Consider the following 26,781-nt stretch of genomic DNA (forward strand, 5'->3'; position numbering starts at 1 on the left):
ACGTAAGATCGCGCCTATGAGTGATCTCACACGGACCGATTCGACGGCTTTCTTCACGGATCAGTACGAATTGACGATGGTGCAGGCGGCCCTGGAATCCGGTGCCGCTCACCGGAAAAGCCTCTTCGAGGTATTCGGCCGCAGCCTTCCCGCAGGTCGCCGCTACGGTGTCGTCGCCGGCACCGGTCGGATCCTCGAGATGATCCGCGACTTCCGCTTCGACGATGCCGAGCTCTCGTTCCTCAGCAGGGAGAACATCGTCGACAAGCGCACCATCGACTGGTTGGCCGACTATCGGTTCTCCGGCAATATCCGCGGCTATGCCGAGGGAGAGATCTACTTCCCCGGCTCACCGCTGCTGACGATCGAATCGACGTTCGCCGAGGGCGTCATCTTGGAGACGCTCATCCTGTCGGCGATGAACTATGACTGTGCGGTCGCCTCGGCGGCGTCCCGAATGGCTCAGGCGGCCGGCGATCGCCCCTGCGCGGAGATGGGCGGGCGACGCACGAACGAGCATGCGGCTGTGGCTGCGGCTCGGGCCGCGGTCATCGGCGGCTTCGCCTCGACGTCGAACCTGGCGGCCGGTCTGCAGTACGGTCTGCGCACGATCGGCACCTCGGCCCACTCGTTCACCCTGCTCCACGATTCCGAGCGGGAGGCCTTCGCCGCTCAGCTGAAGTCGCTCGGCACCGATACGACTCTGCTCCTGGACACCTATGACGTCGAGGAGGCGCTGACCACGGCGATCGAGCTGGCCGGGCCGAACCTCGGCGGAGTGCGCATCGATTCCGGCGATCTCATCGAACAGGCCAGTGAGGTGCGCGAGAGCCTTGACCGCCTCGGCGCCCGTGATACGACGATCACCGTCACGAGCGATCTCGACGAGTATGCGATCGCCGCATTGGCCGCCTCCCCCGTCGACTCCTACGGTGTCGGCACGCGGGTGGTCACCGGTTCAGGTGCCCCGGCCGCCGGCCTGGTGTACAAGCTCGTGGCTCGCGCCGATGAGGCCGGCGAGTGGACTTCGGTTGCCAAGAACTCCTCCGGCAAGCCCTCACGCGGCGGACACAAGGAAGCGCTGCGCCTCATCGACGGTCCGATCGCCGTGGAGGAAGCCGTCGGCATTCCGAGCCTGCCCGATGATCTCGGCGAAGGCCGTCGGCTCAGCGTCGATCTCGTCGTCGACGGTGAGGTCGATGAGTCGTTCATCGGCGCGGCAGGAGTGAAGAAGGCCTGCGCCCGACATGACGAGTCTTTGGCGGAGCTGCCGCGTTCGGCCAGGCGCCTGCAGGACGGCGAGCCCGCCATTCCCACCGTGTTCTACTCCGCCTGATCCACACCCGGCCCACCGCGAATCGACGAAGCCGCCGAGGCAGACAGTGCGTCTGCCTCGGCGGCTTCGTCAGCCTCATGCCGACAGGGTCTCCCCTGCCGACATCCGGTGCTCACTTCTTGCCGACGAACCAGCCCTGCAGCTTCTTGATCCGAGCCTGGATCTGCTCCCGCGTGGCTTGAGCGACGGCCGGTCCCCCACATGCCTTGCGCAGTTCGACGTGAACGTTCTGGTGCGGCGTTCCGGTACGTCTGGACCAAGCGCCCACGAGGCTCTGGAGCTGGTTGCGCTCTTCCTTCATCGCTCGGTGCTCGAGCTCGCTCGTCTCCGTCTCAGGGGCCGGAGGAGCCGCCGCGGTCTTGCGCTTCGCCTGCCGGGCCTGCTGAGTGCTCAGCAGCTCACGCACCTGATCGGGTTCGAGCAGGCCGGGGATGCCGATGAAGTCGAGTTCATCCTCGGAGCCGATGGCTCCGCCGGTGCCGAATTCACCGCCGTCGTAGAGGACACGGTCGAACAGGGCTTCGGCGCCGAGCGCTTCGAAGGAGCCGAGCTGGTCCGACGAGGCGCCCTCGTTGCGGTTCGCCTGCTCCATGGCCTGATCGTCGAAGACGACGACATCGTTCTCGTCCTCGTTCTTCGGGCGATCGAGGGCATGATCGCGTTCGGCTTCCATCGAGTTCGCCAGGGCCAGCAGCACGGGCACCGAGGGCAGGAACACCGAGGCGGTCTCGCCGCGTTTGCGGGCACGCACGAAGCGCCCGATGGCCTGCGCGAAGAACAGCGGCGTCGACGAGGAGGTCGCGTAGACGCCGACACACAATCGGGGAACGTCGACGCCTTCGGAGACCATCCGCACGGCGACCATCCACCGGTCGGTCGAGTTCTGGAACTGTTCGATCCGCTCCGAGGCTCCCGCCTCGTCGGAGAGCACAACGGTCGGCTTCTCACCGGTGATCTCGTGCAGTCGTTTGGCGTAGGCTCGGGCCGCCTCTTGGTCGGTGGCGATGACGAGGCCGCCGGCGTCGTGGACGGTGCGTCGGACCTCGGTCAATCGCATATCTGCGGCTTTGAGGACCGCCGGGATCCAGTCGCCCTTCGGGTCGAGGGCCGTGCGCCAGGCCTGCGAGTTGATGTCCTTCGTCGTCTCCTCGCCCAGGACGTGCGACATCTCGTCGCCGGCCTTGGTCCGCCAGGTCATGGCGCCGGCGTAGGCGAGGAAGAGGACCGGGCGGACGACGGAGTCCTTGAGCGCTCGACCGTAGCCGTAGGAATAGTCCGCCACCGAGGTGCGGATGCCGTTCTCGTCGGGTGCGTAGGTGACGAATGGGATCGGTGAGGTGTCGGAACGGAACGGTGTTCCGGTCAGGGACAGCCGACGGACCGCGGGGCCGAAGGCCTCTCGCACGGCATCGCCCCACGACAGGGCGTCACCTCCGTGGTGGACCTCGTCGAGGATGACCAGAGTGCGGCCGGCGGCCGTCCGGTTGTGGTGGAGAACGGGTTTGGCAGCGACCTGCGCGTAGGTCAGAGCCACTCCGTGGTAGCCGGGTGCGTGTTTGCCCTGGGAGTTCTTGAAGTGCGGGTCGAGCTTGATGCCCACGCGTGCTGCCGAGTCGGCCCACTGCACCTTGAGGTGTTCGGTGGGAGCGACGACTGTGACACGGTTGACGACTCGCTGGGCCAGCAGTTCGGCCGCCAGCCGCAGAGCGAAGGTGGTCTTACCTGCTCCTGGGGTCGCGACCGCGAGGAAGTCCTTGGGCTGCTTCTGGAAGTAGAGTTCGAGAGCCTCAGCCTGCCAGGCACGCAGCTTTCCCGCCGTTCCCCATGCTGCGCGCTCGGGGAATGCCGGTGGAAGCTGTTCTGCCGCGGAGGTCCCTGGTGCTGTTGGGAGACGATCCGCGGACATCTACTCCTGCGGTCCTTCGGACATCGTCTCGTAGATCTCTTTGCACTTGGGGCAGATCGGGAACCGCTCGGGGTCGCGCGTGGGGACCCACACCTTTCCGCACAAGGCGATCAGCGGAGTCCCGGTCACCATGGACTCCATGATCTTGTCCTTGGGCGCGTAGTGGCTGAAGCGCTCGTGATCGCCGGGCTCGACTAGCTGCTCGGACTGCTCGCGCTCGATCGTTGCTGAACCGCCTGAAGCTGGAATGGTCATGGCTCCATTGTAGTTCCCTAGAATGAGAGTCATGGACCAGGCCTACGACGATTCCCTCACAGAACGCTACCGCGAGCTCAGCGACGACATCGCTGCGGCGGTCGCCGTGGTCTCCGCTACCCGTGGCAGTGCCCTGCATGCGATCACCGTCGATTCGTTTCTCGACGTGTCGTACGATCCCCCGACGATGGCCGTCAGCGTCTATTCCGGCTCTCGGATGATGGAGACTCTGGAGACGAGTTCCCACTTTGCGATCTCGCTGCTCAACTCCGACCAGCGCGACATCTCCGAACGCCTCGGCGCTTCGGGCCAACCACTGTACGGATCGCTCAAAGGCATCGACACTTTTCCCGCCCCTCATGCCGGACAGCCGGTGCTCACCGAGGCAATCGCCTGGTTCGAGCTCAAGCTCACCGAGGTGCTCGAGGTTGCGACCCACAATCTCGTCGTCGGGGAGGTGGTGTCCATGGGCGCGGGCGCCGATGCGGGAACGAGTCGTCCCCTGCTGCGTTGGCGAAAAGGCTACGGAACCATCGGAAAGCGCTGACCTTCTCGTCTGGATCTGACCGGTCCCTGATCACGAACCCACACAGCACGGTCGACACGGACCGACAGGCGGACACAGCTATCGGGGTCGATCGCGGGCTCACAGCGTACGACAGAGGCTCTGCTCAGGACCGACGGCTTCGTGGAGAAGTTCACGGGTTCTGAGCAGAGCCTGTCTTGTCGTTTGGGTTGTCAGCCTCGGCTATCAGCGCTGATCGCGGCCGTCCTGTCGGCTGTGCACATGCGCTTTGGTCGCCCGGCCGCCGATGGACCAGACGATCAGACGACTCCCTGGGCGAGCATTGCCTCGGAAACGCGGATGAAACCTGCGATGTTGGCACCGGCGACGTAGTCTCCGGGCTGGCCGAACTCGTCGGCCGCAGCCGCGCAGCTGTCGTGGACATCGCCCATGATCTCGGCCAGGCGCGCCTCGGTGAAGTCGAAGTCCCACGAGTCGCGGCTGGCGTTCTGCTGCATTTCGAGCGCACTGGTCGCGACACCGCCGGCGTTTGCGGCCTTGCCGGGGGCGAAGAGGACGCCGGCCTCGGAGAAGATCTTCACGGCTTCCGGCGTGCAGGGCATGTTCGCGCCTTCGGCGAGGGCGATGACTCCGTTCTTGACCAGAGTCGCAGCCGAGTCCCCGTCGAGCTCGTTCTGAGTCGCACATGGCAGTGCGACGTCGACCTCGACGTCCCAGACGTTTCCACCCTCGTGGTAGGTCGCGCGTCCCCCGCGCTGCTCCACGTATTCGGAGATGCGTCCCCGCTCTTCGAACTTGATGCGCTTGACGAGTTCGGTGTCGATTCCGTCCGGGTCATGGATGAAGCCGGCCGAGTCGGACATCGTGATGACGGTGCCGCCGAAGGCCGTGACCTTCTCTGCGGCGAATACTGCGACATTTCCCGAACCGGAGATCGAGACAGTGCGACCGTCGATGTTCTTCTTCGCGGCGGCGAGCATGTCCTTGAGGAAGTACACGACGCCGAAGCCGGTGGCTTCGGTACGGACCATGGAACCGCCGTAGGACAGTCCCTTGCCGGTGAGCACACCTGCTTCATAGGAGTTCGTCATGCGCTTGTACTGGCCGAAGAGGTAGCCGATCTCCCGACCACCGACGCCGATGTCACCCGCGGGCACATCGCGATACTCACCGATGTGACGGTACAGCTCGGTCATGAACGACTGGCAGAACCGCATGACTTCGCGGTCGCTGCGGCCCTTCGGGTCGAAGTCAGATCCGCCTTTGCCGCCGCCGATGGGCAGGCCGGTGATGGCGTTCTTGAAGATCTGCTCGAAACCGAGGAACTTGACGATGCCGAGGTTCACCGAGGGGTGGAACCGCAGACCGCCCTTGTAGGGGCCGAGAGCCGAGTTGAACTGCACGCGGAAGGCGCGGTTGATCTGCACGACTCCGGAGTCATCGATCCAGGGAACCCGGAAGATGATCTGGCGTTCGGGCTCGCAGAGCCGCTCGAGCGCGGAGAGTTCCAGGTATTCGGGGTGCTTGTCCACGACGGGGCCCAGGGAATAGAGAACTTCCTGTACCGCTTGGTGAAACTCCGACTCTCCAGGGTTACGTTGGAGCACTGTGTCGAAGATTGGCTGCAGTGATGGATGTAGACTCATGCGCACAAACATACCGTGACCCGTATAACAACAATCCGAGCGACCAGATAATGGACAGCGCTGTCCGGTCACTTCAAGTGGGATATAAGTCTTCCGCGCAGTTCCAGGGCCACTGAACACGAAAGAATGGGCACAAGGCACATGGACATCTCAGAGATCTGGCCGCCGTTCGCACTTCATCTGCGATCAGATGATATGGAACTCTCACCCGTAAGAGAGGCCGATATTCCGGAACTCGCACAGATCGCGCGAGGCGGAGTGAGACGTGATGGAATCGAAGCCTTCCTCGTCAATTGGGACTCGGGCACCGATGAGCAGGTAGCACGAAGCCTCGCGCAATACCACTGGTCCACTAGAGCGAACTTCACCGTAGATGAGTGGACGATCGAGTTCACGGTCAGGGTCAATGGCCGCGCCATCGGAGTTCAGGGTGTGACCGGACGTCGGTTTCCACTCACGAGGACAGTCTCGACAGGATCATGGTTGGCGCTGCCTGAACAGGGCTGCGGATACGGCACCAGAATGCGAAGGATGATCATCGAAGCCTTCACCAGATACTTCGGTGCCGCACGATTCGACACAGCATACTTCGACGGCAATGACGCCAGCCGGCGGGTATCGGAGAAGCTCGGCTACTCCCCCAATGGTGATCGAAGCGCTGTCGGTCAGAACGGCACGGTCCTGACCGAACACCGCATGGTGCTCCGCGCCGAGGACTACGTCCACACAGACAGTGACCTACAAGTCACCGGCGCCGAAGCCTTCCGAACCTTCCTCACTATTACTACCTGACGGCGGCGCAGCAACCCCGCGCCAGGTAGCAGTACCCCCATCAGGTAGCAACAAGCACCAGCTCTCACACCCACACGTGAACGCATTCGTTCGTGAATACAGTAATGGCCCCGCCCAACACAGTCGGACGAGGCCATCACCACTAAAAAATATTGCGGCAGTCACTTACTCTCCCACAACCACCAAGTTGCAGTACCATCAGCGCGAATGGGCTTAGCTACCGGGATCGGAACGGTTAACCGGGCGTTTCCCCACCACTATCACCACCGCAAAACCAACAAACCACCACCACAACCCACAAAGGATTGTCAGCGGTAGTGGTCCAAGAACCGCACAGCGAACGCGAACACCAAAAACTATGTCATGCACACCCCACAAAACGGGGCGCATTCTCTCATCACAACCAGAAAGGCGAATAAAGACTCTTCGCACACACCAACCCCACTAAAGGGAAAAAGTTGATGAGTGATCGGTGTATTAGTACCAGTCAACTCCACACCTTACAGTGCTTCCATACCCGGCCTATCAACCCCATCATCTATAGGACACCTCCCCCAACAAAAGTTGGTTGGAAATCTCATCTCGGAGCCGGCTTCCCGCTTAGATGCTTTCAGCGGTTATCCATCCCGAACGTAGCCAACCAGCCATGCTCCTGGCGGAACAACTGGCACACCAGAGGTTCGTCCGTCCCGGTCCTCTCGTACTAAGGACAGACCTCCACAAATTTCCTACGCACGCAGCGGATAGGGACCGAACTGTCTCACGACGTTCTAAACCCAGCTCGCGTACCGCTTTAATGGGCGAACAGCCCAACCCTTGGGACCGACTCCAGCCCCAGGATGCGACGAGCCGACATCGAGGTGCCAAACCATGCCGTCGATATGGACTCTTGGGCAAGATCAGCCTGTTATCCCCGAGGTACCTTTTATCCGTTGAGCGACCACGCTTCCACAAGCCATGGCCGGGTCACTAGTCCCAGCTTTCGCTCCTGCTCGACACGTCCGTCTCACAGTCAAGCTCCCTTGTGCACTTACACTCGACACCTGATTGCCAACCAGGCTGAGGGAACCTTTGGGCGCCTCCGTTACTCTTTAGGAGGCAACCGCCCCAGTTAAACTACCCATCAGGCACTGTCCCTGAACCCGATCAGGGTCCGAAGTTAAGGAATCCACTATGGTCAGAGTGGTATTTCACCGATCGACTCCACCCCAACTAGCGTCAGGGCCTCACAGTCTTCCACCTATCCTACACAAACCACACCGAATCCCAATACCAAACTATAGTGAAGGTCTCGGGGTCTTTCCGTCCTGCTGCGCGTAACGAGCATCTTTACTCGTAATGCAATTTCGCCGAGTTCGTGGTTGAGACAGCAGAGAAGTCGTTACGCCATTCGTGCAGGTCGGAACTTACCCGACAAGGAATTTCGCTACCTTAGGATGGTTATAGTTACCACCGCCGTTTACTGGGGCTTAAATTCTCCGCTTCACCCTTACGGGTTAACAGGTCCTCTTAACCTTCCAGCACCGGGCAGGCGTCAGTCCGTATACATCGACTTACATCTTCGCACGGACCTGTGTTTTTAATAAACAGTCGCTTCTCTCTGGCCTCTGCGACCACCACCAGCACATCCCCACGCATGGTGGGTTCACCGGGATGGTCCCCCTTCTCCCGAAGTTACGGGGGCATTTTGCCGAGTTCCTTAACCACGATTCTCTCGATCACCTTAGTATTCTCTACTCGACCACCTGTGTCGGTTATAGGGTACGGGCAACACACACCCTCACGTCGATGCTTTTCTCGGCAGCAGAGGATCACCAGATCACCCCACCAATGTGGGGCGCCCATCAGCTCTCACACTCTATGCGGGGACGGATTTACCTACCCCCACGTGCTACAACCTTAGACCGTGACTACCATCGCACGGCCTGGCTACCTTTCTGCGTCACACCTCACGCTTACCGACTCCACACTCAGGTCCCACCCGCAACCCCAACATCAAGTCCGAAGACTCAAAGGAGGAATTGGATGGTTAGTATCGTGTGTTTTGGTACTGTCGGTTGTGTGTCGGTACCAGAATATCAACTGGTTGTCCATCGACTACGCCTGTCGGCCTCGCCTTAGGTCCCGACTTACCCAGGGCGGATTAGCCTAGCCCTGGAACCCTTGGTCATCCGGTGGACGGGTTTCTCACCCGTCTTTCGCTACTCATGCCTGCATTCTCACTCGAATCGCCTCCACCACTCGTTCACACGGCAGCTTCTCCGGCAACTCGACGCTCCCCTACCCAACACCACACCATTACGGCGATTGTGGTGCTGCCACAACTTCGGCGGTGTACTTAGCCCCGCTACATTATCGGCGCTCAATCACTTGACCAGTGAGCTATTACGCACTCTTTCAAGGGTGGCTGCTTCTAAGCCAACCTCCTGGTTGTCTTCGCAACTGAACATCCTTTCCCACTGAGCACACGCTTAGGGGCCTTAGTTGATGGTCTGGGCTGTTTCCCTCTCGACAATGAAGCTTATCCCCCACTGTCTCACTGCCACGCTGAACCTTGACTGGCATTCGGAGTTTAGTTGACGTCAGTAACCCGGTAGGGCCCATCAGCCATCCAGTAGCTCTACCTCCAGCAAGAACCACGCAACGCTGCACCTAAATGCATTTCGGGGAGAACCAGCTATCACAGAGTTTGATTGGCCTTTCACCCCTAACCACAGGTCATCCCCTCCATTTTCAACTGAAGTGGGTGCGGGCCTCCACGCGCTCTTACACACGCTTCACCCTGCCCATGGCTAGATCACTCCGCTTCGGGTCTAGGACACGCGACTAGGATCGCCCTATTCGGACTCGCTTTCGCTACGGCTACCCCACACGGGTTAACCTCGCCACGCACCGCTAACTCGCAGGCTCATTCTTCAAAAGGCACGCCATCACAGTCATCTAGATACTGCTCTGACGGATTGTAAGCACATGGTTTCAGGTACTCTTTCACTCCCCTCCCGGGGTACTTTTCACCATTCCCTCACGGTACTTATCCGCTATCGGTCATCAGGAAGTATTTAGCCTTACCAGGTGGTCCTGGCAGATTCACACGAAATTCCACGAGTTCCGTGCTACTCGGGCATGCACACACTGCGAACAGTCAGCGTTTCGTCTACGGGACTCTCACCCACTCCGGTCCTGTTTCCCACCAGGTTCGACTACACCAACAACACTCACAGACCGGCCATGCTGGACCGGACCACGTACACCCCACAACACCACTGCAGCAACACCAGCACGCTTGACACTGCACAGGTTTAGGCTCATCCAGTTTCGCTCGCCACTACTCCCGGAATCATTGTTATTTTCTCTTCCTGCGGGTACTGAGATGTTTCACTTCCCCGCGTTCCCTCCACATGCCCTATATATTCAGACACGGGTCACCACCCTCACGAGTGGCGGGGTTTCCCCATTCGGAGACCCTCGGATCAACGCCTGTTTATCGGCTCCCCGAGGCTTATCGCAGATTTCCACGTCCTTCATCGGCTCCTGATGCCAAGGCATCCACCATGCGCTCTTACACACTCACCCAACCCCCAAAAGGGCCGGCTTCATGTGCGCGAAAAATATTGCTTCATTCACCTTAACTAGATGATGACAAGAAAAATCACATTACATAAACACCACACAAATATGGTGTTTGATGCTCGCGTCCACTATACGATTCTCAAACCACTACCAAACACCCACCACCACACACCCACACTGTGGCTGCCTGTTGGTCGGGTTGGTCCTGTTGGTTGAAACCACACCCACACAATCGTGTGGGGTTTGTGATTCCAGGACCCAATAACGTGTTCGTTCTAGCCCACCCGATCACTCACCGCACCCGGGGCATTGACCCCAGCCGGGCTGTGTGGGCGAGCGGAAGAAGTGATGTTCCACCCTTGAGCTCTCATGATGACCACATACGGGTCATACCATGAGGATCTTAATGTGTGCTCCTTAGAAAGGAGGTGATCCAGCCGCACCTTCCGGTACGGCTACCTTGTTACGACTTAGTCCCAATCACCAGTCCCACCTTAGACGGCCCCCTCCCACAAGTGGGTTGGGACACCGGCTTCGGGTGTTACCGACTTTCGTGACTTGACGGGCGGTGTGTACAAGGCCCGGGAACGTATTCACCGCAGCGTTGCTGATCTGCGATTACTAGCGACTCCGACTTCACGTAGTCGAATTGCAGACTACGATCCGAACTGAGACTGGCTTTAAGGGATTCGCTTACCCTCACGGGTTCGCCTCTCTCTGTACCAGCCATTGTAGCATGCGTGAAGCCCAAGACATAAAGGGCATGATGATTTGACGTCATCCCCACCTTCCTCCGAGTTGACCCCGGCAGTCTCCTATGAGTTCCCACCATCACGTGCTGGCAACATAGAACGAGGGTTGCGCTCGTTGCGGGACTTAACCCAACATCTCACGACACGAGCTGACGACAACCATGCACCACCTGTACACCAGCTCCAAAGAGAAGAACTGTTTCCAGAACGGTCCAGTGTATGTCAAGCCTTGGTAAGGTTCTTCGCGTTGCATCGAATTAATCCGCATGCTCCGCCGCTTGTGCGGGCCCCCGTCAATTCCTTTGAGTTTTAGCCTTGCGACCGTACTCCCCAGGCGGGGCACTTAATGCGTTAGCTACGGCGCGGAGAACGTGGAATGTCCCCCACACCTAGTGCCCAACGTTTACGGCATGGACTACCAGGGTATCTAATCCTGTTCGCTCCCCATGCTTTCGCTCCTCAGTGTCAGTTACAGCCCAGAGTCCCGCCTTCGCCACCGGTGTTCCTCCTGATATCTGCGCATTTCACCGCTACACCAGGAATTCCAGACTCCCCTACTGCACTCTAGTCAGCCCGTACCCACTGCACGCGCAACGTTAAGCGTTGCGTTTCCACAGCAGACGTGACCAACCACCTACGAGCTCTTTACGCCCAATAATTCCGGACAACGCTCGTACCCTACGTATTACCGCGGCTGCTGGCACGTAGTTAGCCGGTACTTCTTCTGCAGGTACCGTCACTTTCGCTTCTTCCCTGCTGAAAGCGGTTTACAACCCGAAGGCCGTCATCCCGCACGCTGCGTCGCTGCATCAGGGTTTCCCCCATTGTGCAATATTCCCCACTGCTGCCTCCCGTAGGAGTCTGGGCCGTGTCTCAGTCCCAGTGTGGCCGGTCGCCCTCTCAGGCCGGCTACCCGTCGTCGCCTTGGTAGGCCATTACCCCACCAACAAGCTGATAGGCCGCGAGCCCATCCCCGATCGAAAAACTTTCCACCAACCCTCATGCGAAGATTGGTCATATCCGGTATTAGACCCAGTTTCCCAGGCTTATCCCGAAATCAGGGGCAGGTTACTCACGTGTTACTCACCCGTTCGCCACTCATCCACCAACAGCAAGCTGTCGGCTTCAGCGTTCGACTTGCATGTGTTAAGCACGCAGCCAGCGTTCGTCCTGAGCCAGGATCAAACTCTCCATAAAAAACTTTATGTTACGAATGAATCCCAGCAAGACAGCCAACCCCTCACGGGGTGAGAAGGTTGACCACAAAATAACTGACCAAACACACCATCCACCCATGTGATAGCGGGAGGTTCGGCGAAGAACCACCCACCACAGGTGAACCAATGTTTGGCCAGATGATTGTCTTACCAGAAAATAAAAATGTTCTGGCATCACAACTTGTTCAAACAAACACGCTATTGGATTCTCAAACCACAAACACACACCCATCACCACACCACACAAATACGCAGCATGTTCACTGGGGGTATCAGTTTCTGTTTGCACTTTTCGTCTTGCGACTCGCTGTGCCAGCGGATGTCTACTCTACATGGTTGTTCCGATCCGCGCAACTCGAAGTTCATCTTCGGTTTGCCCGTATCGTTCCCGATCAGAGCGACTGTTGCCGTTCCTTGCGGCCTGGCAACCTGGACAACAATACACACATCTTCGGCCACCTGCAAAACCGCTCCGCACGTGCCCACTCCCCCACTCCGAAAGACCCCGAGATCTCGGGCGAACGTCTCCGCCGCACAGCGTTAAGAGAGACCTACGCCACGGGTTCGGCGAGTTCGGGAGAATCGTTGCGGACGTTTCCGACCGCTTTGCCGACCTTGTGCCGAGTGACGCTGGCGGGATCAACCTGATCAAGTGTCGCCGCCAACAGGTCCGGCACATCATTCGTCAGGACTCCAGGGTCGATCCAGTCACTGATCTGGTCGCGCCCGAGGAACACGGGCATCCGATGGTGGACATCGATGAGGTGCCCCGCGGACTCCATCGTCAGGATCGTCGTGGAGACCAACCAGGTCTCATCCGGCTGTTTCCAGAACTCGAAGAGTCCCGCCATGAAGAGGGGGTCCTCGCCGGCAGCGGTCATCATCCATGGCTGCTTGCCGTCTTCTGTGTTCTCCCATTCGTAATAGCCCGGAATCGGCAGCGCACAGCGACGACGTCGGATGGCCTGCCGGAACATCGGCTTCTCGAGCACTGTCTCGGAACGGGCATTGAATGCCTTGAAGCCGATTTTGGGATCTTTCGCCCATGCTGGCACCAGTCCCCAAGACGCGGTTTCGAGACGGCGATGAAGCTGACCATCCTCGTCGAGTCGTTCGACGACGATCGGCACGAATGATCCCGGGGGCACATTGAAGCGCGGCGCGTAGTCATAGGAGACGACATCCAACCGCAGCTCATCAGCGAGATCCGCCGGATCGAGAGACATATTGAGTCGACCGCACATGCGCCCATCTTCTCACTTCACTACACTGTCGACAATGGCGGCAGAAGAGAATACAAGTACGGGGTTCGACCCGATCGAAGAGTCCCGTCGACAATGGCTGGCCCACGGATGGGACGATGCAGCCGATGGAATGACGACAGTGATCTCAGTGATGAGGATCCACCAGCTGTTCCTGGCCCGAGTCGATGCCGCCCTCAAGCCCTTCGCGCTGACGTTCTCGCGCTATGAGGTGCTCACTCTCCTATCCTTCACACGAGCCGGGACCCTGCCGATGTCGAAGATCTCCGCTCGACTGCAGGTGCATGCGACCTCGACGACGAACTCTGTCGACCGCCTCGAGAAGGCCGGCCTCGTCGCCAGACGCAGCCACCCCGATGATCGCCGGACGACGCTCGTCGACCTCACTGATGCCGGTCGCGAGCTCGCCGCTCAAGCAACGAAGGCGCTCAACGCCGAGGTCTTCTCCTCCCCCGATTTCTCCGGTATCGACCTCGACTCTCTGCTCCCCCACCTCGAAACACTGCGCTCGGGACTCGAAGCCGGCGCCTGAGCCGACCGAAGCCGGCCGCCGAACGGGCCATCGGTCATCGGGGCCGCCTCGGCGAGAAATTAGTTGGATGTCCAAGTAATATGGACGTATCGTGGTGTCGATCACCGAATAAGCGTCCGATTCTTGGAGGAATCATGTCCCGCAGTACAGCCGCTGCCCTACCTTTCGGTCTCACCGACGAACAGCAGACCGTCGCCGGGATGGTGCGTGAGTTCGCCGATACCGAAGTCGCCCCACACGCCCTCCAATGGGATGCCGAACACTTCTTCCCCGTCGACGTCATCAGGAAGTCTGCCGAACTCGGAATGGGAGGCATCTACGTCAGCGAGGAGTCCGGCGGAACCGGAATGGGCCGGATGGACGCAGCGCTGATCTTCGAAGCGATGTCGACCGGATGCCCCTCCGTCGCCGCCTATATCTCCATCCACAACATGGTCGCGTGGATGATCGACAAGTTCGGCAACGACGAGCAGAAGACGACGTACCTCGAGAGGCTCGTCTCCATGGAGCACCTCGGCAGCTACTGCCTGACCGAGCCCAATGCCGGCTCCGATGCGGCCGCCCTGCGCACCTCCGCCCGTGAGGACGGCGACCACTATGTGCTCAACGGAGTCAAACAGTTCATCTCCGGCGCCGGCACCTCGGATACCTACCTCGTCATGGCCCGCACAGGCCAGGACGGAGCGCGTGGAATCTCCGCCTTCATCCTCGAGAAGGGTATGGAGGGTCTGAGCTTCGGCCCCAATGAGCAGAAGATGGGCTGGCGCGCACAGCCGACCCGACAGGTGATCATGGAGAACGTGCGGGTTCCGAAGGAGAACATGCTCGGCGCGCCCGGCCAAGGCTTCAAGATCGCGATGTCCGGACTCGACGGCGGACGTCTCAACATCGGCGCCTGCTCGCTCGGCGGCGGTCAGGCCGCGCTCGAGAAGGCCATCGCCTATATGGGTGAGCGCCAGGCCTTCGGCACCGAGCTCTCCGGATTCCAGGCTCTGCGCTTCGAGGTCGCGCAGATGCAGGCCGACCTCGAGGGTGCTCGCTCCCTGCTGTGGCGGGCCGCAGGAGCCTATGACGCAGGCGATCCGAACACCTCTCTGCTCTCGGCCATGGCCAAGCTCAAGGCCACCGACACCGGTTTCGATGTCGCGAACAGGGCACTCCAGTTGCACGGCGGCTACGGCTATCTGACAGAGTATGGAATTGAGAAGCTGGTGCGTGACCTGCGAGTCCACCAGATTCTGGAAGGCACCAACGAAATCATGCGCGTGATCATCTCGCGCAAGAGCACAGGAGTGGGCTGATATGACAGAACCTTCGGCAGAGCAGGCGGACGCCTCCGTCATCACCTCGGTAAACAACGGGGTCGGCCGAATCGAACTCAACCGACCGAAGCTGATCAATGCGCTCAGCCAGGACATGGTGGGTGCCATCGATGACGCCCTCAACGCATGGCGCGACGACGAAGCGGTCAACCTCGTCCTCGTCACCGGTCGCGGGGAACGCGGTCTGTGTGCGGGCGGCGACATCAAGGCCGTGTACAACGACATCGTGGCCGGCAGCGACGAGAACGCGAGATTCTGGAACCGCGAATACAAGATGAACTTCGCAATCTCTGAGTTCCCCAAGCCCTACGTCGTCATCATGAACGGCATCACGATGGGCGGCGGAGTCGGCATCTCCGGACACGGATCGCACCGCATCGTCACCGATTCGACGAAGGTCGGAATGCCGGAGACCGGAATCGGGCTCTTCCCAGACGTCGGCGGCACCCACCTGCTGGCCAACGCCCCCGGAGAGCTCGGCACCCACCTTGCGCTGACCGGGCAGCCCGTCGGGGCCGGCGCTGCGATCGCACTGGGCCTCGCCGACTACTTCGTCCCTGACGCGCAGATCCCCGATCTCATCGCCGAGCTCACCGATGGCGAGGACCTCGACGCGGTCATCGGCCGATATTCGTCCGATGTTCCGGACAACGAACTCGCCGAGGCGGCCGACTGGATCAACGCCTGCTACGCCGGCGACGACGCCGAAGCCATCGTCGCGGCTCTCGCCGCGCACGAGAACCCCGAGGCCCGGGCCACCGCTGAGCTCATCGGCACGAAGGCCCCCACCTCGGTGAAGGTGACCCTGGCTGCGATCAGGAAAGCCGCATCGATGAACCTGGCCGACGTCCTCGAACAGGACTACCGGGTCGCCGTCACGCTCACCGGCCTGCCGGACCTCAAGGAGGGTATCCGCGCGCAGGTCATCGATAAGGACCGCAACCCGCAGTGGAGTCCCGCCTCGCTGGCCGAGGTCTCCGACGAACAGGTCCAGTCCATCCTCACCACCGACCACGAAGACAAGGTGTTCTCATGAGCGAATTCGAAACCATCCTGACCGACGTCGCCGACGGCGTCGCCACCATCACGATCAACCGACCGAAAGCGCTCAACGCGCTCAATCTGCAGGTGCTCACCGACATCACAGATGCCGCGACGGCCTACGACGCAGACGATTCGATCAAAGCGATCATCATCACCGGCAGCGAGAAGGCCTTCGCCGCCGGCGCAGATATCAAGGAGATGTCGAGCCTCGACTTCTCGACCGCATACAAAGCTGACTGGTTCGCCGGTTGGACCCGGCTGACCGATGTGCGCAAGCCCGTCATCACCGCCGTCGGCGGCTACGCCCTGGGCGGCGGCTGCGAACTGGCGATGATGGGCGACATCCTCATCGCGTCGACGAAGGCGAAGTTCGGACAGCCCGAGATCAACCTCGGCGTGCTCCCGGGCATGGGCGGATCGCAGCGACTGACCCGCGCCATCGGCAAGGCCAAGGCCATGGACATGTGCCTCACCGGCAGGATGATGGGCGCCGAGGAGGCCGAACGTTCCGGACTCGTCGCCCGCATCGTCGAACCCGAAGCGCTCCTGGACACGGCGAACGAGATCGCGCAGACGATCGCGTCGAAGTCCCGCATCGCCTCGGCGATGGTCAAGGAAGCGGTGAACACCGCATTCGAGACGACCCTGGAGCAGGGACTGCGCTACGAGCGCCGACTCTTCCATTCGTCCCTGGCCACGAATGATCAGTCCGAGGGCATGGCCGCCTTCGTCGAGAAGCGGGACCCGAACTTCACGGATTCCTGATCCAGCTTCTTATCACTGCCGAAGGCGCAGACTCCTCAGAGAGTCTGCGCCTTCGTCGTCTGATCAGCCGAAATGCGGGCCAGGAGACGAAAGAGACTGTGTTCCGTATCGCATTTAACAATCGTTCAGTTAGAGTGAGTGTATGCATTCATCTTCGCAAGGAGGCACCGTGACAAGCTTCACCGATCTGCGCTCCCAACTCCGTCTGCCCGTCGTCGGCTCCCCCATGTTCATCGCCTCGGGCCCCGAATTGGTCAAGGCCCAGTGCCAGGCCGGAATCGTCGGATCCTTCCCATCGCTGAACGCCCGTCCCGCCTCGCAGCTGACCGACTGGCTCGATGAGATCTCCGAGTCGAACGCCGCCCACACTGCGGCGAATCCGCAGCAGCCCGCCGCTCCGTTCGCAGTCAACCTCATCGTCCACCGGTCGAACAATCGCCTCGAGGAGGACCTCGCCGAGGTGGTCCGCCACCAAGTGCCGATCGTCATCACCTCGCTCGGTGCCCGTGAGGAGGTCAACGAAGCCGTCCACTCCTACGGCGGTGTCGTCCTCCACGACGTCATCAACAACCGCTTCGCCAACAAGGCCGTCGAGAAGGGCGCCGACGGCGTCATCGCCGTGGCCGCCGGTGCCGGCGGGCACGCCGGGGCGCAGTCGCCGTTCGCCCTGGTCCAGGAGATCCGCTCCTGGTTCGATGGTCCCCTGCTGCTGTCGGGCGCCATCGCCCACGGCCGGTCGATCCTTGCGGCTCTGGCCGCTGGTGCCGACTTCGCCTACATCGGCTCGGCCTTCCTGTCCACGCCCGAGGCGAATGTTGTCGACGACTACCGGACGATGATCGTCGAATCCGGCGCCGACGACGTCGTGTACTCGAACTACTTCACCGGTGTGAAGGGCAACTACCTGCGCGGATCCATCGTCGCCTCGGGCCTCGACCCGGACAATCTGCCCGACGCCGATCCCACGAAGATGGACTTCAGCTCGTCTTCGGGTTCGGACTCGAAGGCCTGGAAGGACATCTGGGGCTCGGGACAGGGCATCGGTGCGCTCGGCCAGCAGCGGACGACCGCAGAGCTCGTCGAGACATTCGCTGCTCAGTTCGACGAGGCGAAGCAGCAGCTGCAGGCGCAGCTGGGCTGATCCGACCGAGCGCCTCAAAGACCACTCCAGCCCCAATTGCTACCTGACGGCGGCCCAGCAACCTCGCGCGAGGTTGCTGGGCCGCCGTCAGGTAGCGGTGAGGTTCCGTTCAGATCGTCGAGATGATTCCTCGTTCCGTCAGACGAGAGGCCAGACCGGCACCGTCAGGGGCGTAGATCCACGGCACGCCTTGGCCGCGACCGTGGCGCTTCGACCGTCCACCGGCCCACACGGCCTCACCGACGGTGAGCTGTCGGATTGCCACGGCGGCGACATTCTTCGGATGATTCTCGACGAACTCCCCGTAGATCTCCTCGTCGTTCTGCCCGTCGTCACCGATGAGCAGCCACTTCATCCATGGGAACTCCCTGGCCAGACGTTCCAGCGAATTGCGTTTGTGCTCCTTGCCTGACCGGAACACCCGAGTCGTCGTCGGACCCCAGTCGGTGAGCAGCAGCGGGCCCATCGGATAGAGGTTGCGGGACAGGAAGCGCTTGAGCGTCAAGGCAGAGTTCCACGCCCCCGTCGACAGATAGACCATCGGAGTGTCCGGGCGCATGAAGGTGATCCGGTCATAGAGCACGGCCATTCCCGCCACCGGGGACCTCGCATGCTCGCTGAGGACGAAGGTGTTCCACGCGGCGAGGAAGGGACGCGGCAGCGAAGTGACCATGACCGTATCGTCGATATCGGAGATGATGCCGAAGGTCGAGTCCTCGCCGATGATGCGCACAGCGGCAGAGTCGACGAGCGAGCCGTCGGTCCACAGTTCGATCTCCGTCTCCCCCGGCTCGAAGTCTCCGGGGATCACGGTGTCGATGATTCCTCCGCGATCGGAGGTGACCATATGCTCTTCGTCGTTCACGCGCACCCATGCGGTGTCATTGGGCAGAGGCACACTGACGAAGGACTTCCACCCGCGGATGCTCGCGTGGACATCGGCGGCCGGCTGACCGTTCGGGGTGAGCACCAGGCGTCCGAGCACCCGCACCCAACCGGTCCCGCCGTAGGTGTCGTAGGCGATGACGGTGCGATGATAGGCGTGGTCTGTGGCCCGATTCTGGATCCAGCCGTTGAACCGGTCCTCCACCCGCGCAGCAGTGTGGAGCATATCCGGTGTGAGGTTGAGCGGCCCCTCTTCGGGTTTCTTCTTCGCCACGATCAGATGAAACCGATCTTGTCATAGACCTCGCGCAGGGTCGCCTCGGCGATGGCGCTGGCCTTCTCCGCCCCGCGATCGAGGATCGCCTGCAGCTGGGTCCGGTCCTCGAGGAGCTCCAGCGTCCGCTCCCGCACCGGTGTCAGGGTCTCCACAGCCACCTCGGCGAGGTCGACCTTGAGGTGACCGTACATCTTTCCTTCGTACTCGGCGACGATTTCGTCGACCGAACGTGAGGTCAGGGAGGAATAGATCGTCAGCAGATTCGACACTCCCGGCTTGTTCTCCGGGTCGAAGGCGATCTCGGTTCCGTCGTCGGTCACGGCGGACTTGATCTTCTTCGTCAGGGCCTTCGCATCGTCGAGGATGTCGATGCGTCCCTGCGGGCTGGGCTGGGACTTCGACATCTTCGCGCCCGGATTCTGCAGGTCATAGATCTTCGCGGTCGCCTTGAGGATCTGCGCCTCGGGGACGGTGAAGGTCTTGCCGAACCGATAGTTGAAGCGTTCGGCGAGGTTGCGGGTCAGCTCGAGGTGCTGGCGCTGGTCCTCACCGACGGGAACAAGCTGCGGGTTGTACAGGAGGATGTCGGCGGCCATCAGCGCCGGGTAGGTGAGCAGCCCCAGGGACACATGCTCCTGCTTCGCGGACTTGTCCTTGAACTGGGTCATCCGGCTGGCCTCACCCATCGAGGTGGTGCATTCGAGGACCCAGGACAGCTGCGGATGGGCGGGCACCTGGGACTGGACGAAGATCGTCGACTTCTCCGGATCGAGACCGGCGGCGATGAACTGCGCGGCCGTGCGCAGGGTGCGTTCCCGCAGTTCGGCCGGGTCCTGCTCGACGGTGATCGCGTGCATGTTCGCGATGAAGTAGAAGGCATCGTGCGACTCCTGGTGAGTCACGAACTGCTGCAGGGCTCCGATGTAGTTGCCGAGATGAAGGGAATCGGAGGTGGCTTGGATACCTGAGACAGTGCGTGGCTGTGAAGAGTTCGTCATAGTCCTATGATGCCATCTCCCCTGTCGGGTCTGTTCAGGCGTCCGGTCTGGTGTCGGAGATCACGCTCGGCCGCGGACCAGCGGTATAGTTCGTACCAGATCACATGATTCGCCAAGGTGTCTCCCAGTTCTCGAACATCTGTCGAGCAGCGGCCAGCGAAGGTCTGATCATGCTGAGAACTCAACAATCCCGACGCGTCATCTCCTACGGACCTGATGCGTCGTCTCTCAAGGAGGAGGACTATGTCGGTCGAATACATCAAGACCGAGGGCGACCTTCCGCCGGTCGCCGTGGTCGAGAAGCCACGCTGGACACCGGCGAAGATCGTGCTGTGGGTGGCCATCGCCCTCATCGCCGGCGCGGGCTGGTCGATGATCGCGTTCGTGCGCGGTGAAGAGCTGTCGGCCAGCTGGTTCGTCGCCGCAGCCGTCGGCAGCTACCTCATCGGCTTCCGCTTCTACGCGAAGCTCATCGAATGGAAGATCTGCCGCCCGAACCCGAAGCGAGCCACCCCGGCAGAACTCAACGACAACGGCCGCGATTTCGCGCCGACCGACCGCCGGGTCCTGTTCGGCCACCACTTCGCCGCGATCTCCGGTGCCGGCCCCCTCGTGGGACCGATCCTCGCAGCCCAGATGGGCTACCTGCCCGGAACCCTGTGGATCGTCTTCGGCGTCGTACTCGCCGGCGGTGTCCAGGACTATATGGTGCTGTTCTTCTCCATGCGCCGCAACGGCCGATCGCTGGGACAGATGACTCGCGATGAGCTCGGTCGAACGGGCGGAATCATCGCCTCCATCGGCATCATCCTCATCATGGTCATCCTCATCGCGGTCCTCGGCGTCGTCATCATCAACGCGCTGGCCGAAAGCCCCTGGGGCGTCTTCTCCATTGCGATGACCATCCCGATCGCTGTGTTCATGGGCATCTACATGCGCTACCTGCGCCCCGGCAAGGTCGTCGAGACCTCGGTCATCGGCATCGTGCTGCTCGTCATCGCGATCATCGCCGGCGGTTGGGTCCACAGCTCGCCGTTCTGGTCCGAGATCTTCCACCTCGACAAGGTGACTCTGGCCTGGTGCCTGATGATCTACGGATTCCTCGCCGCCGTGCTTCCGGTGTGGGTGCTGCTGGCACCGCGCGACTACCTGTCGACATTCATGAAGATCGGCACCATCGTGCTGCTGGCTGTGGGCATCCTCATCGTCAACCCGACCGTGCAGATGCCTGCGCTGACCGAATTCGCGTTCAACTCGGCCGGTCCGGCGTTCGCCGGTGCCCTGTTCCCGTTCCTGTTCATCACCATCGCCTGTGGAGCTTTGTCGGGCTTCCACGCTCTCATCTCCTCAGGCACGACTCCGAAGCTCATTGAGAAGGAGACGCAGGCTCGCCTCATCGGCTACGGCGGCATGCTCATGGAGTCCTTCGTCGCCATCATGGCGCTGGTCGCCGCGATCTGCCTCGACAAGGGCCTCTACTTCGCGATGAATGCCGCCGAACCGCTCACCGGCGGAACAGTGCAGGGCGCAGCGGACTTCATCAACAACTCCTTGGGCATGTCCGGGGTGGAGACGAGTCCGGAGATCCTCGATCAGGCGGCCAAGGACGTCGGTGAGGAGAGCATCGTCTCTCGCACCGGCGGCGCCCCGACGCTGGCGATGGGAATGGCGCACATCCTCCACAACGTCTTCGGCGGGCCGGCCTGGATGTCTTTCTGGTACCACTTCGCCGTGATGTTCGAGGCCCTGTTCATCCTCACCACGATCGATGCGGGTACCCGCGTGGCCCGTTTCATGCTCTCGGATGCGCTCGGCAACTTCTCGAAGAAGTTCCGGGACCCCTCGTGGACTCCAGGTGCGTGGCTGACGACGGCCATCATGGTGGCCGCCTGGGGATCGATCCTGCTTATGGGAGTCACCGATCCCCTCGGCGGAATCAATACGCTGTTCCCGCTCTTCGGCATCTCGAATCAGCTGTTGGCCGCGATTGCCCTGGCCGTCGTCTTCGCCATCGTGTGCAAGATGGGTCTGGCCAAGTGGGCGTGGATCCCCGGCATCCCGCTGGTCTGGGATCTGGTGGTCACGATGGTCGCCTCGTGGCAGAAGATCTTCTCCTCCGACCCGAAGCTCGGCTACTGGGCTCAGCACTTCGCATACAAGGACGCGCTGGCCGCCGGAGAGACCTCGATGGGCAATACCGAGGGCGTCGCGGCGATGAGCGCAGTCGTGCGCAACACGTTCGTCCAGGGCACCCTGTCGATCGTCTTCGCACTTCTTGTCGCGATGGTCGTCGTCATGGCAGTCTGGAAGTCCATCGAGGCCATCAGGAAGGGGTCCCTGCCGACGACGGAGGAGCCCTTCGTCGAGACGAAGATGTTCGCTCCGGCCGGTCTCATCGCTCGCAAGCCCGAGCGTGAGCTGCAGGCGCAGTGGGACGAGCATGCAGCAGGAAGGCAGAAGGAATGAGCACCGCACATCCGCTCGCCCGCATCGCCAGCGATCCGTGGGGATCCCTGCGCCGAGGCGGGGCCTGGCTCCACTGGTACATCAAGGAGATCATGGGCGAGAACGCCTATATCCACTACCTCGAATCCTACGAGCGCCGCCACGGCACCCGGGAGGGGGCGATGGAGGAGAAGGCCTTCTGGCGAGATCTCACCGATGAGCAGGACCGCAATCCCAAGGCCCGCTGCTGTTGAGACTCTGAAGCTGCCTGCGTCTCTGAACGCAGAGAGGACAGCAAAGAGCCCGGGGCTCAGGACATTTCGTCCTGAGCCCCGGGCTCTTCGTCTGTCGTTCGGTCTGCGGTCAGGCCTGGACGGACGGGAGGTCGTAGTCGATGACCAGCGGAGCGTGGTCCGACCAGCGTTCGGCCCAGCTGTCGGCTTTGTCCACGGTGGCCTTGACCGCGGTTTCGGCCAGGGCCGGAGTGGCCATCTGATAGTCGATGCGCCATCCTGTGTCGTTGTCGAAGGCCTGACCGCGCATCGACCACCAGGTGTAGGGCCCGTCGATATCGCCGCTGAGTTCGCGGTGGACGTCAACATAGCCGATCTCACCGAAGAACTTGTCGAAGTAGGCTCGTTCCTCCGGGAGGAATCCGGACTTCTTCCGGTTGGCTTTCCAGTTCTTCAGGTCGCGTTCGGTGTGGCAGACGTTGAGGTCGCCGGTGATGAGCACATGGTCGGCGGTCTTCGCCAGCTGCGGCATCCGTTCGATCATGCGGTCGAGGAACCGGTACTTGTCGTCCTGTTTGGGGGTGTCGGCCTCACCGGAATGGACGTACGCGGACACAAGGGTCAGAAGCGATCCGTCGCCGAGGCGGAAGTCCGTCTCCACCCAGCGTCCGGCCCGGTCGAAGTAACCGTCGTCGCCGAGTCCTTCGCGCACCGCCTCGGGTTCGGTGCGGGCCATCACGGCGACGCCGGCGCGGCCCTTCGCCTCGGCATCATGGCTGATCGTGGTGTATCCGGTGTCGGCAAGGACACCGTGCGCGATATCGTTCGCGGCGCGCACTTCTTGGAGGGTGATGAAGTCCGGTTTCGCTGCATCGACCCAGGTGGGCATCCCCTTTCGCCATGCTGCGCGGACTCCGTTGACGTTGACTGAAGCAATCCGAATCATGTGATCTATGATGACATGGAGCGCACTATTCTTCCGGGACGGGGCGTTATAGAGTGAGGGTAAGTACGAACACATCAGGAGGCGCAATGGCCGTTGACGAAACTATCGACACCGAGCAGCTGAGCATCAGTCCGCTCGATGAGGTCGACGCCCGCGAGATGCGCGAATTCCTGCTCGACGCCCAAGCCAACTTCTGGGGAGACCGCGATCTCAGCGGTGACCATGATGCCTACTGGTTCCGTCAGTTCGTCACCTCGGGGCTCGTCGCCCGCTACCGTTCGGAGATCGTCGGATACCTGCTCGGCGTCATTCCCCATGATGGTCCTGCCTACATCCACCTGGTGGCAGCGCGGTCGGATTTCCGTCACCAGGGAATCGGCCGTCATCTCTACCAGCACTTCATCGACCATTCCCGTCAGCTCGGTGCCTCCTCGGTTCAGGCGACGACGATGCCGGAGTCCTCGGGTGCGATCTCGTTCCACTCCTCCATGGGCTTCAGCGGAGAGCTCATCGAGGACTATGCCGGCCCGGGCAACCCGCGCGTCTTCTTCGAGCTCAAGTTCCCCGAGGACTGAGCACCCGGCACCGCCCACCCTCCCAGAACTACCTGACGGCGGCCCAGCAACCTCGCGCGAGGTTGCTGGGCCGCCGTCAGGTAGTAATAGGGGTCAGTTGGCTGAGCGTTGGGCGGTGTCGACGACATTCTTGAGCAGCAGGGCTCGAGTCATCGGTCCGACGCCTCCGGGGTTCGGTGAGACCCAGGACGCCACCTCGGCGACCGCCGGATCCACGTCTCCGACGATCTTCGACTTCCCCGTCTCCGGGTCCGTCTCACGCGAGACTCCCACGTCGAGGACGATCGCTCCGGGTTTGACCGCCTCCGCCTTCACGATGCGAGCCGCCCCGGCGGCCGCGACGATGACATCGGCCTGAGCCAACAGCTCATCAAGATCGCGCGTTCCGGTGTGCGTCAGAGTCACGGTCGCATTGTGCTCACGCCGAGTCAGCAGTGCACCGATGGACCGGCCCACGGTGACCCCGCGACCGATGACCACGACATGCTTGCCGGCCAGATCGATGCCGTTGCGGGTGATCAGCTCGATGACACCGCGCGGAGTGCACGGCAGCGGAGTGGTAATCTCCGAGTTCACGTTGAGCACGAGTCGGCCGAGGTTGGTCGGATGCAGGCCGTCGGCGTCCTTAGCCGGATCGATGGCTTCGAGGATCGTGTCCGTGTCGATATGGTCCGGCAGCGGAAGCTGCACGATGTAGCCGGTGCAGGCGTCATCGTTGTTGAGCTCGTCGATGACCGCCAGCAGCTCTTCCTGGCTTACCGACTCGGGCAAGTCGCGGCGGATCGAACTGATTCCGACCTCGGCACAGTCACGGTGCTTGCCCGCGACGTACCACTTCGAACCGGGGTCCTCCCCCACCAGCACTGTGCCGAGGCCCGGAACGATTCCGGATTCTGCCAGGGTCGCCACCGCCTCGGTGAGTTCGGCCTTGATCTGCTTCGCGCAGGCTCTGCCGTCGAGGATCTGTGCACCCATCAGTACTGCTCCAGTCCTTCGTAGAGGGGGAAGTCGTCGCTCAGCTTCTTCACGCGTGAGGCGAGTGCCTCGACGTCGGCACCGGGCTTGAGCGCCTCGGCGATGACGTCAGCGACCTCGGTGAATTCGTTGTCGCCGAATCCGCGGGTGGCCAGTGCCGGGGTGCCGATGCGCAGCCCCGAGGTGACCATCGGCGGACGCGGGTCGAAGGGCACGGCATTGCGGTTGACGGTGATGCCGACCGAGTGCAGAAGATCTTCGGCCTGCTGTCCGTCGAGGGCGGAGTTGCGCAGGTCGACGAGCACGAGGTGGACATCTGTGCCGCCGGTGAGCACGGTGGCTCCGGCGTCAGCGACGTCGGAGGCCAGCAGGCGCTCAGCCAGGATCTGAGCACCGCGCACGGTGCGTTCCTGACGTTCCTTGAACTCGGCAGAGGCCGCGAGCTTGAACGCCACGGCTTTCGCGGCGATGACATGCATGAGCGGTCCACCCTGCTGTCCCGGGAACACGGCGGAGTTGAGCTTCTTCGCGTACTCCTCCTTGCCGAGGATGAAACCGGACCGGGGCCCGCCGATGGTCTTGTGCACCGTCGAGGACACGACATCGGCGAACGGCACCGGGTTCGGGTGCAGACCGGCGGCGACGAGTCCGGCGAAGTGGGCCATATCGACCCACAGCTTCGCACCGACTTCGTCGGCGATATCGCGGAAGGCCTGGAAGTCCAGCTGACGAGGGTAGGCCGACCAGCCGGCGACGATGACCTCGGGGCGGTGTTCGAGAGCCTTCTCGCGCACCTTGTCCATATCGATGCGGTAGGTATCGGGGTCGACCTCGTAGGAGGCGACATCGTAGAGGCGTCCGGAGAAGTTGATCTTCATACCGTGGGTGAGGTGCCCGCCATGGGCCAGGGACAGCCCGAGCATCTTGTCACCCTGACGGGCCAGAGCGTGCATGACAGCGGCGTTGGCCGAGGCACCGGAATGGGGCTGGACGTTCGCGTAGTCGGCGCCGAAGAGGCTCTTGGCGCGGTCGATGGCGAAGTCCTCCGCGACGTCGACGTATTCGCAGCCGCCGTAGTAGCGCTTGCCGGGATACCCCTCGGCGTACTTGTTCGTCAGCACCGACCCCTGTGCTTCCAGCACGGCGCGCGGGACGAAATTCTCCGAGGCGATCATCTCGAGCGTCGACCGCTGGCGGCCCAGCTCGAGGTCGAGGACTTCGGCAATCTGCGGGTCGATGTCGGCAAGCGAAGCCTGCATCGAGTTTTCGGTCATGAGTACTCTCCTGTGGCATCCGATGATGGGAGCGAGGCAGCGCGCAAACCGCGGCCGTCACCCGGCACCATGCTAACAGCGACGCCGCTTGCTTCCGGGGCCGCGAC

General features: G+C 61.7%; 20 protein-coding genes and 3 rRNA genes. 11 read left to right on the forward strand and 12 right to left on the reverse strand.

Annotated elements, in window-relative coordinates:
- Positions 1–16: 16 nt before the first annotated feature.
- Positions 17–1,336, forward strand: coding sequence for a nicotinate phosphoribosyltransferase (locus ACU4IU_RS02855; RefSeq protein WP_139907319.1), 1,320 nt, complete (start codon positions 17–19; stop codon positions 1,334–1,336).
- Positions 1,337–1,448: 112 nt separating this feature from the next.
- On the opposite strand, the gene ACU4IU_RS02860 is transcribed toward ACU4IU_RS02855, so the two are convergent.
- Both ACU4IU_RS02860 and ACU4IU_RS02865 read right to left on the reverse strand, forming a co-directional pair.
- Complete coding sequence (locus tag ACU4IU_RS02860) at positions 1,449–3,242, reverse strand: DEAD/DEAH box helicase (protein WP_139469693.1); 1,794 nt, start codon at positions 3,240–3,242, stop codon at positions 1,449–1,451.
- Complete coding sequence (locus tag ACU4IU_RS02865) at positions 3,243–3,497, reverse strand: DUF3039 domain-containing protein (protein WP_035320920.1); 255 nt, start codon at positions 3,495–3,497, stop codon at positions 3,243–3,245. It lies immediately after the preceding gene.
- Positions 3,498–3,528: 31 nt separating this feature from the next.
- Here ACU4IU_RS02865 and ACU4IU_RS02870 point away from each other — a divergent pair, with 31 nt between their 5' ends.
- Positions 3,529–4,044, forward strand: a complete 516-nt coding sequence (locus tag ACU4IU_RS02870) for a flavin reductase family protein (protein ID WP_139907318.1) — start codon at positions 3,529–3,531, stop codon at positions 4,042–4,044.
- Between the two features lie 278 nt (positions 4,045–4,322).
- Here ACU4IU_RS02870 and gdhA read toward each other — a convergent pair whose 3' ends face one another.
- On the reverse strand, positions 4,323–5,669 hold the full coding sequence (gdhA, locus tag ACU4IU_RS02875) for an NADP-specific glutamate dehydrogenase (RefSeq protein ID WP_139907317.1): 1,347 nt from the start codon (positions 5,667–5,669) through the stop codon (positions 4,323–4,325).
- A gap of 195 nt (positions 5,670–5,864) precedes the next feature.
- On the opposite strand from gdhA, the gene ACU4IU_RS02880 reads away from it, so the two are divergent.
- On the forward strand, positions 5,865–6,461 hold the full coding sequence (locus ACU4IU_RS02880) for a GNAT family N-acetyltransferase (protein ID WP_420096493.1): 597 nt from the start codon (positions 5,865–5,867) through the stop codon (positions 6,459–6,461).
- A 152-nt stretch (positions 6,462–6,613) separates the two neighbouring features.
- On the opposite strand, the gene rrf is transcribed toward ACU4IU_RS02880, so the two are convergent.
- From rrf to ACU4IU_RS02900, 4 genes are all read right to left on the reverse strand, one after another.
- A 5S ribosomal RNA gene (gene rrf / locus ACU4IU_RS02885) occupies positions 6,614–6,732 on the reverse strand.
- Positions 6,733–6,918: 186 nt separating this feature from the next.
- Positions 6,919–10,034, reverse strand: a 23S ribosomal RNA gene (locus ACU4IU_RS02890).
- A 418-nt stretch (positions 10,035–10,452) separates the two neighbouring features.
- Positions 10,453–11,980 (reverse strand): 16S ribosomal RNA (locus tag ACU4IU_RS02895).
- Together the 16S, 23S and 5S rRNA genes form the textbook arrangement of a ribosomal RNA operon.
- 571 nt (positions 11,981–12,551) lie before the next feature.
- Entirely contained in the window at positions 12,552–13,226 is a 675-nt protein-coding gene (locus tag ACU4IU_RS02900; RefSeq protein WP_446655849.1) for an SOS response-associated peptidase, read from the reverse strand.
- Between the two features lie 52 nt (positions 13,227–13,278).
- Here ACU4IU_RS02900 and ACU4IU_RS02905 point away from each other — a divergent pair, with 52 nt between their 5' ends.
- The 5 genes from ACU4IU_RS02905 to ACU4IU_RS02925 all read left to right on the forward strand — a co-directional run bounded on the left by ACU4IU_RS02905 (position 13,279) and on the right by ACU4IU_RS02925 (position 18,066).
- Positions 13,279–13,794: a MarR family winged helix-turn-helix transcriptional regulator gene (locus ACU4IU_RS02905; protein ID WP_139468528.1), complete on the forward strand. Its 516-nt coding sequence runs from the start codon at positions 13,279–13,281 to the stop codon at positions 13,792–13,794.
- Positions 13,795–13,928: 134 nt separating this feature from the next.
- Positions 13,929–15,095, forward strand: a complete 1,167-nt coding sequence (locus ACU4IU_RS02910; protein ID WP_446655850.1) for an acyl-CoA dehydrogenase family protein — start codon at positions 13,929–13,931, stop codon at positions 15,093–15,095.
- Position 15,096: 1 nt separating this feature from the next.
- Positions 15,097–16,152, forward strand: a complete 1,056-nt coding sequence (locus ACU4IU_RS02915; RefSeq protein WP_446655851.1) for an enoyl-CoA hydratase/isomerase family protein — start codon at positions 15,097–15,099, stop codon at positions 16,150–16,152.
- Positions 16,149–16,925, forward strand: a complete 777-nt coding sequence (locus ACU4IU_RS02920; protein WP_139468531.1) for an enoyl-CoA hydratase — start codon at positions 16,149–16,151, stop codon at positions 16,923–16,925. Before ACU4IU_RS02915 ends, ACU4IU_RS02920 begins: the two co-directional genes overlap by 4 nt.
- Before the next feature lie 169 nt (positions 16,926–17,094).
- The gene (locus ACU4IU_RS02925; protein WP_229664274.1) at positions 17,095–18,066 is read left to right on the forward strand and encodes an NAD(P)H-dependent flavin oxidoreductase; all 972 of its coding nucleotides are present in this window, start codon (positions 17,095–17,097) and stop codon (positions 18,064–18,066) included.
- Between the two features lie 109 nt (positions 18,067–18,175).
- Here the strand turns inward: ACU4IU_RS02925 and ACU4IU_RS02930 are convergent, their stop codons facing one another.
- Complete coding sequence (locus ACU4IU_RS02930) at positions 18,176–19,225, reverse strand: App1 family protein (protein WP_139468533.1); 1,050 nt, start codon at positions 19,223–19,225, stop codon at positions 18,176–18,178.
- Between the two features lie 2 nt (positions 19,226–19,227).
- A complete protein-coding gene (gene trpS, locus ACU4IU_RS02935) occupies positions 19,228–20,226 on the reverse strand; it encodes a tryptophan--tRNA ligase (RefSeq protein WP_139468534.1) in 999 nt (332 codons plus the stop codon).
- A gap of 243 nt (positions 20,227–20,469) precedes the next feature.
- Between trpS and ACU4IU_RS02940 the strand changes: the two genes are divergently transcribed.
- A complete protein-coding gene (locus ACU4IU_RS02940) occupies positions 20,470–22,692 on the forward strand; it encodes a carbon starvation CstA family protein (protein ID WP_446655852.1) in 2,223 nt (740 codons plus the stop codon).
- Complete coding sequence (locus ACU4IU_RS02945; protein ID WP_139907309.1) at positions 22,689–22,925, forward strand: CstA-like transporter-associated (seleno)protein; 237 nt, start codon at positions 22,689–22,691, stop codon at positions 22,923–22,925. Before ACU4IU_RS02940 ends, ACU4IU_RS02945 begins: the two co-directional genes overlap by 4 nt.
- A 109-nt stretch (positions 22,926–23,034) precedes the next feature.
- Here the strand turns inward: ACU4IU_RS02945 and ACU4IU_RS02950 are convergent, their stop codons facing one another.
- On the reverse strand, positions 23,035–23,850 hold the full coding sequence (locus ACU4IU_RS02950) for an exodeoxyribonuclease III (protein ID WP_139907308.1): 816 nt from the start codon (positions 23,848–23,850) through the stop codon (positions 23,035–23,037).
- 86 nt (positions 23,851–23,936) lie between these two features.
- Here ACU4IU_RS02950 and ACU4IU_RS02955 point away from each other — a divergent pair, with 86 nt between their 5' ends.
- Positions 23,937–24,425, forward strand: a complete 489-nt coding sequence (locus tag ACU4IU_RS02955) for a GNAT family N-acetyltransferase (RefSeq protein WP_139468538.1) — start codon at positions 23,937–23,939, stop codon at positions 24,423–24,425.
- Positions 24,426–24,518: 93 nt separating this feature from the next.
- Here ACU4IU_RS02955 and ACU4IU_RS02960 read toward each other — a convergent pair whose 3' ends face one another.
- On the reverse strand, positions 24,519–25,400 hold the full coding sequence (locus ACU4IU_RS02960; RefSeq protein ID WP_446655853.1) for a bifunctional methylenetetrahydrofolate dehydrogenase/methenyltetrahydrofolate cyclohydrolase: 882 nt from the start codon (positions 25,398–25,400) through the stop codon (positions 24,519–24,521).
- Positions 25,400–26,674, reverse strand: a complete 1,275-nt coding sequence (glyA, locus tag ACU4IU_RS02965; protein ID WP_446655854.1) for a serine hydroxymethyltransferase — start codon at positions 26,672–26,674, stop codon at positions 25,400–25,402. The genes ACU4IU_RS02960 and glyA overlap by 1 nt, the downstream gene beginning before the upstream one ends.
- Positions 26,675–26,781 lie beyond the last annotated feature (107 nt).

The sequence above is a fragment of the Brevibacterium sp. CSND-B09 genome, assembly GCF_052906525.1.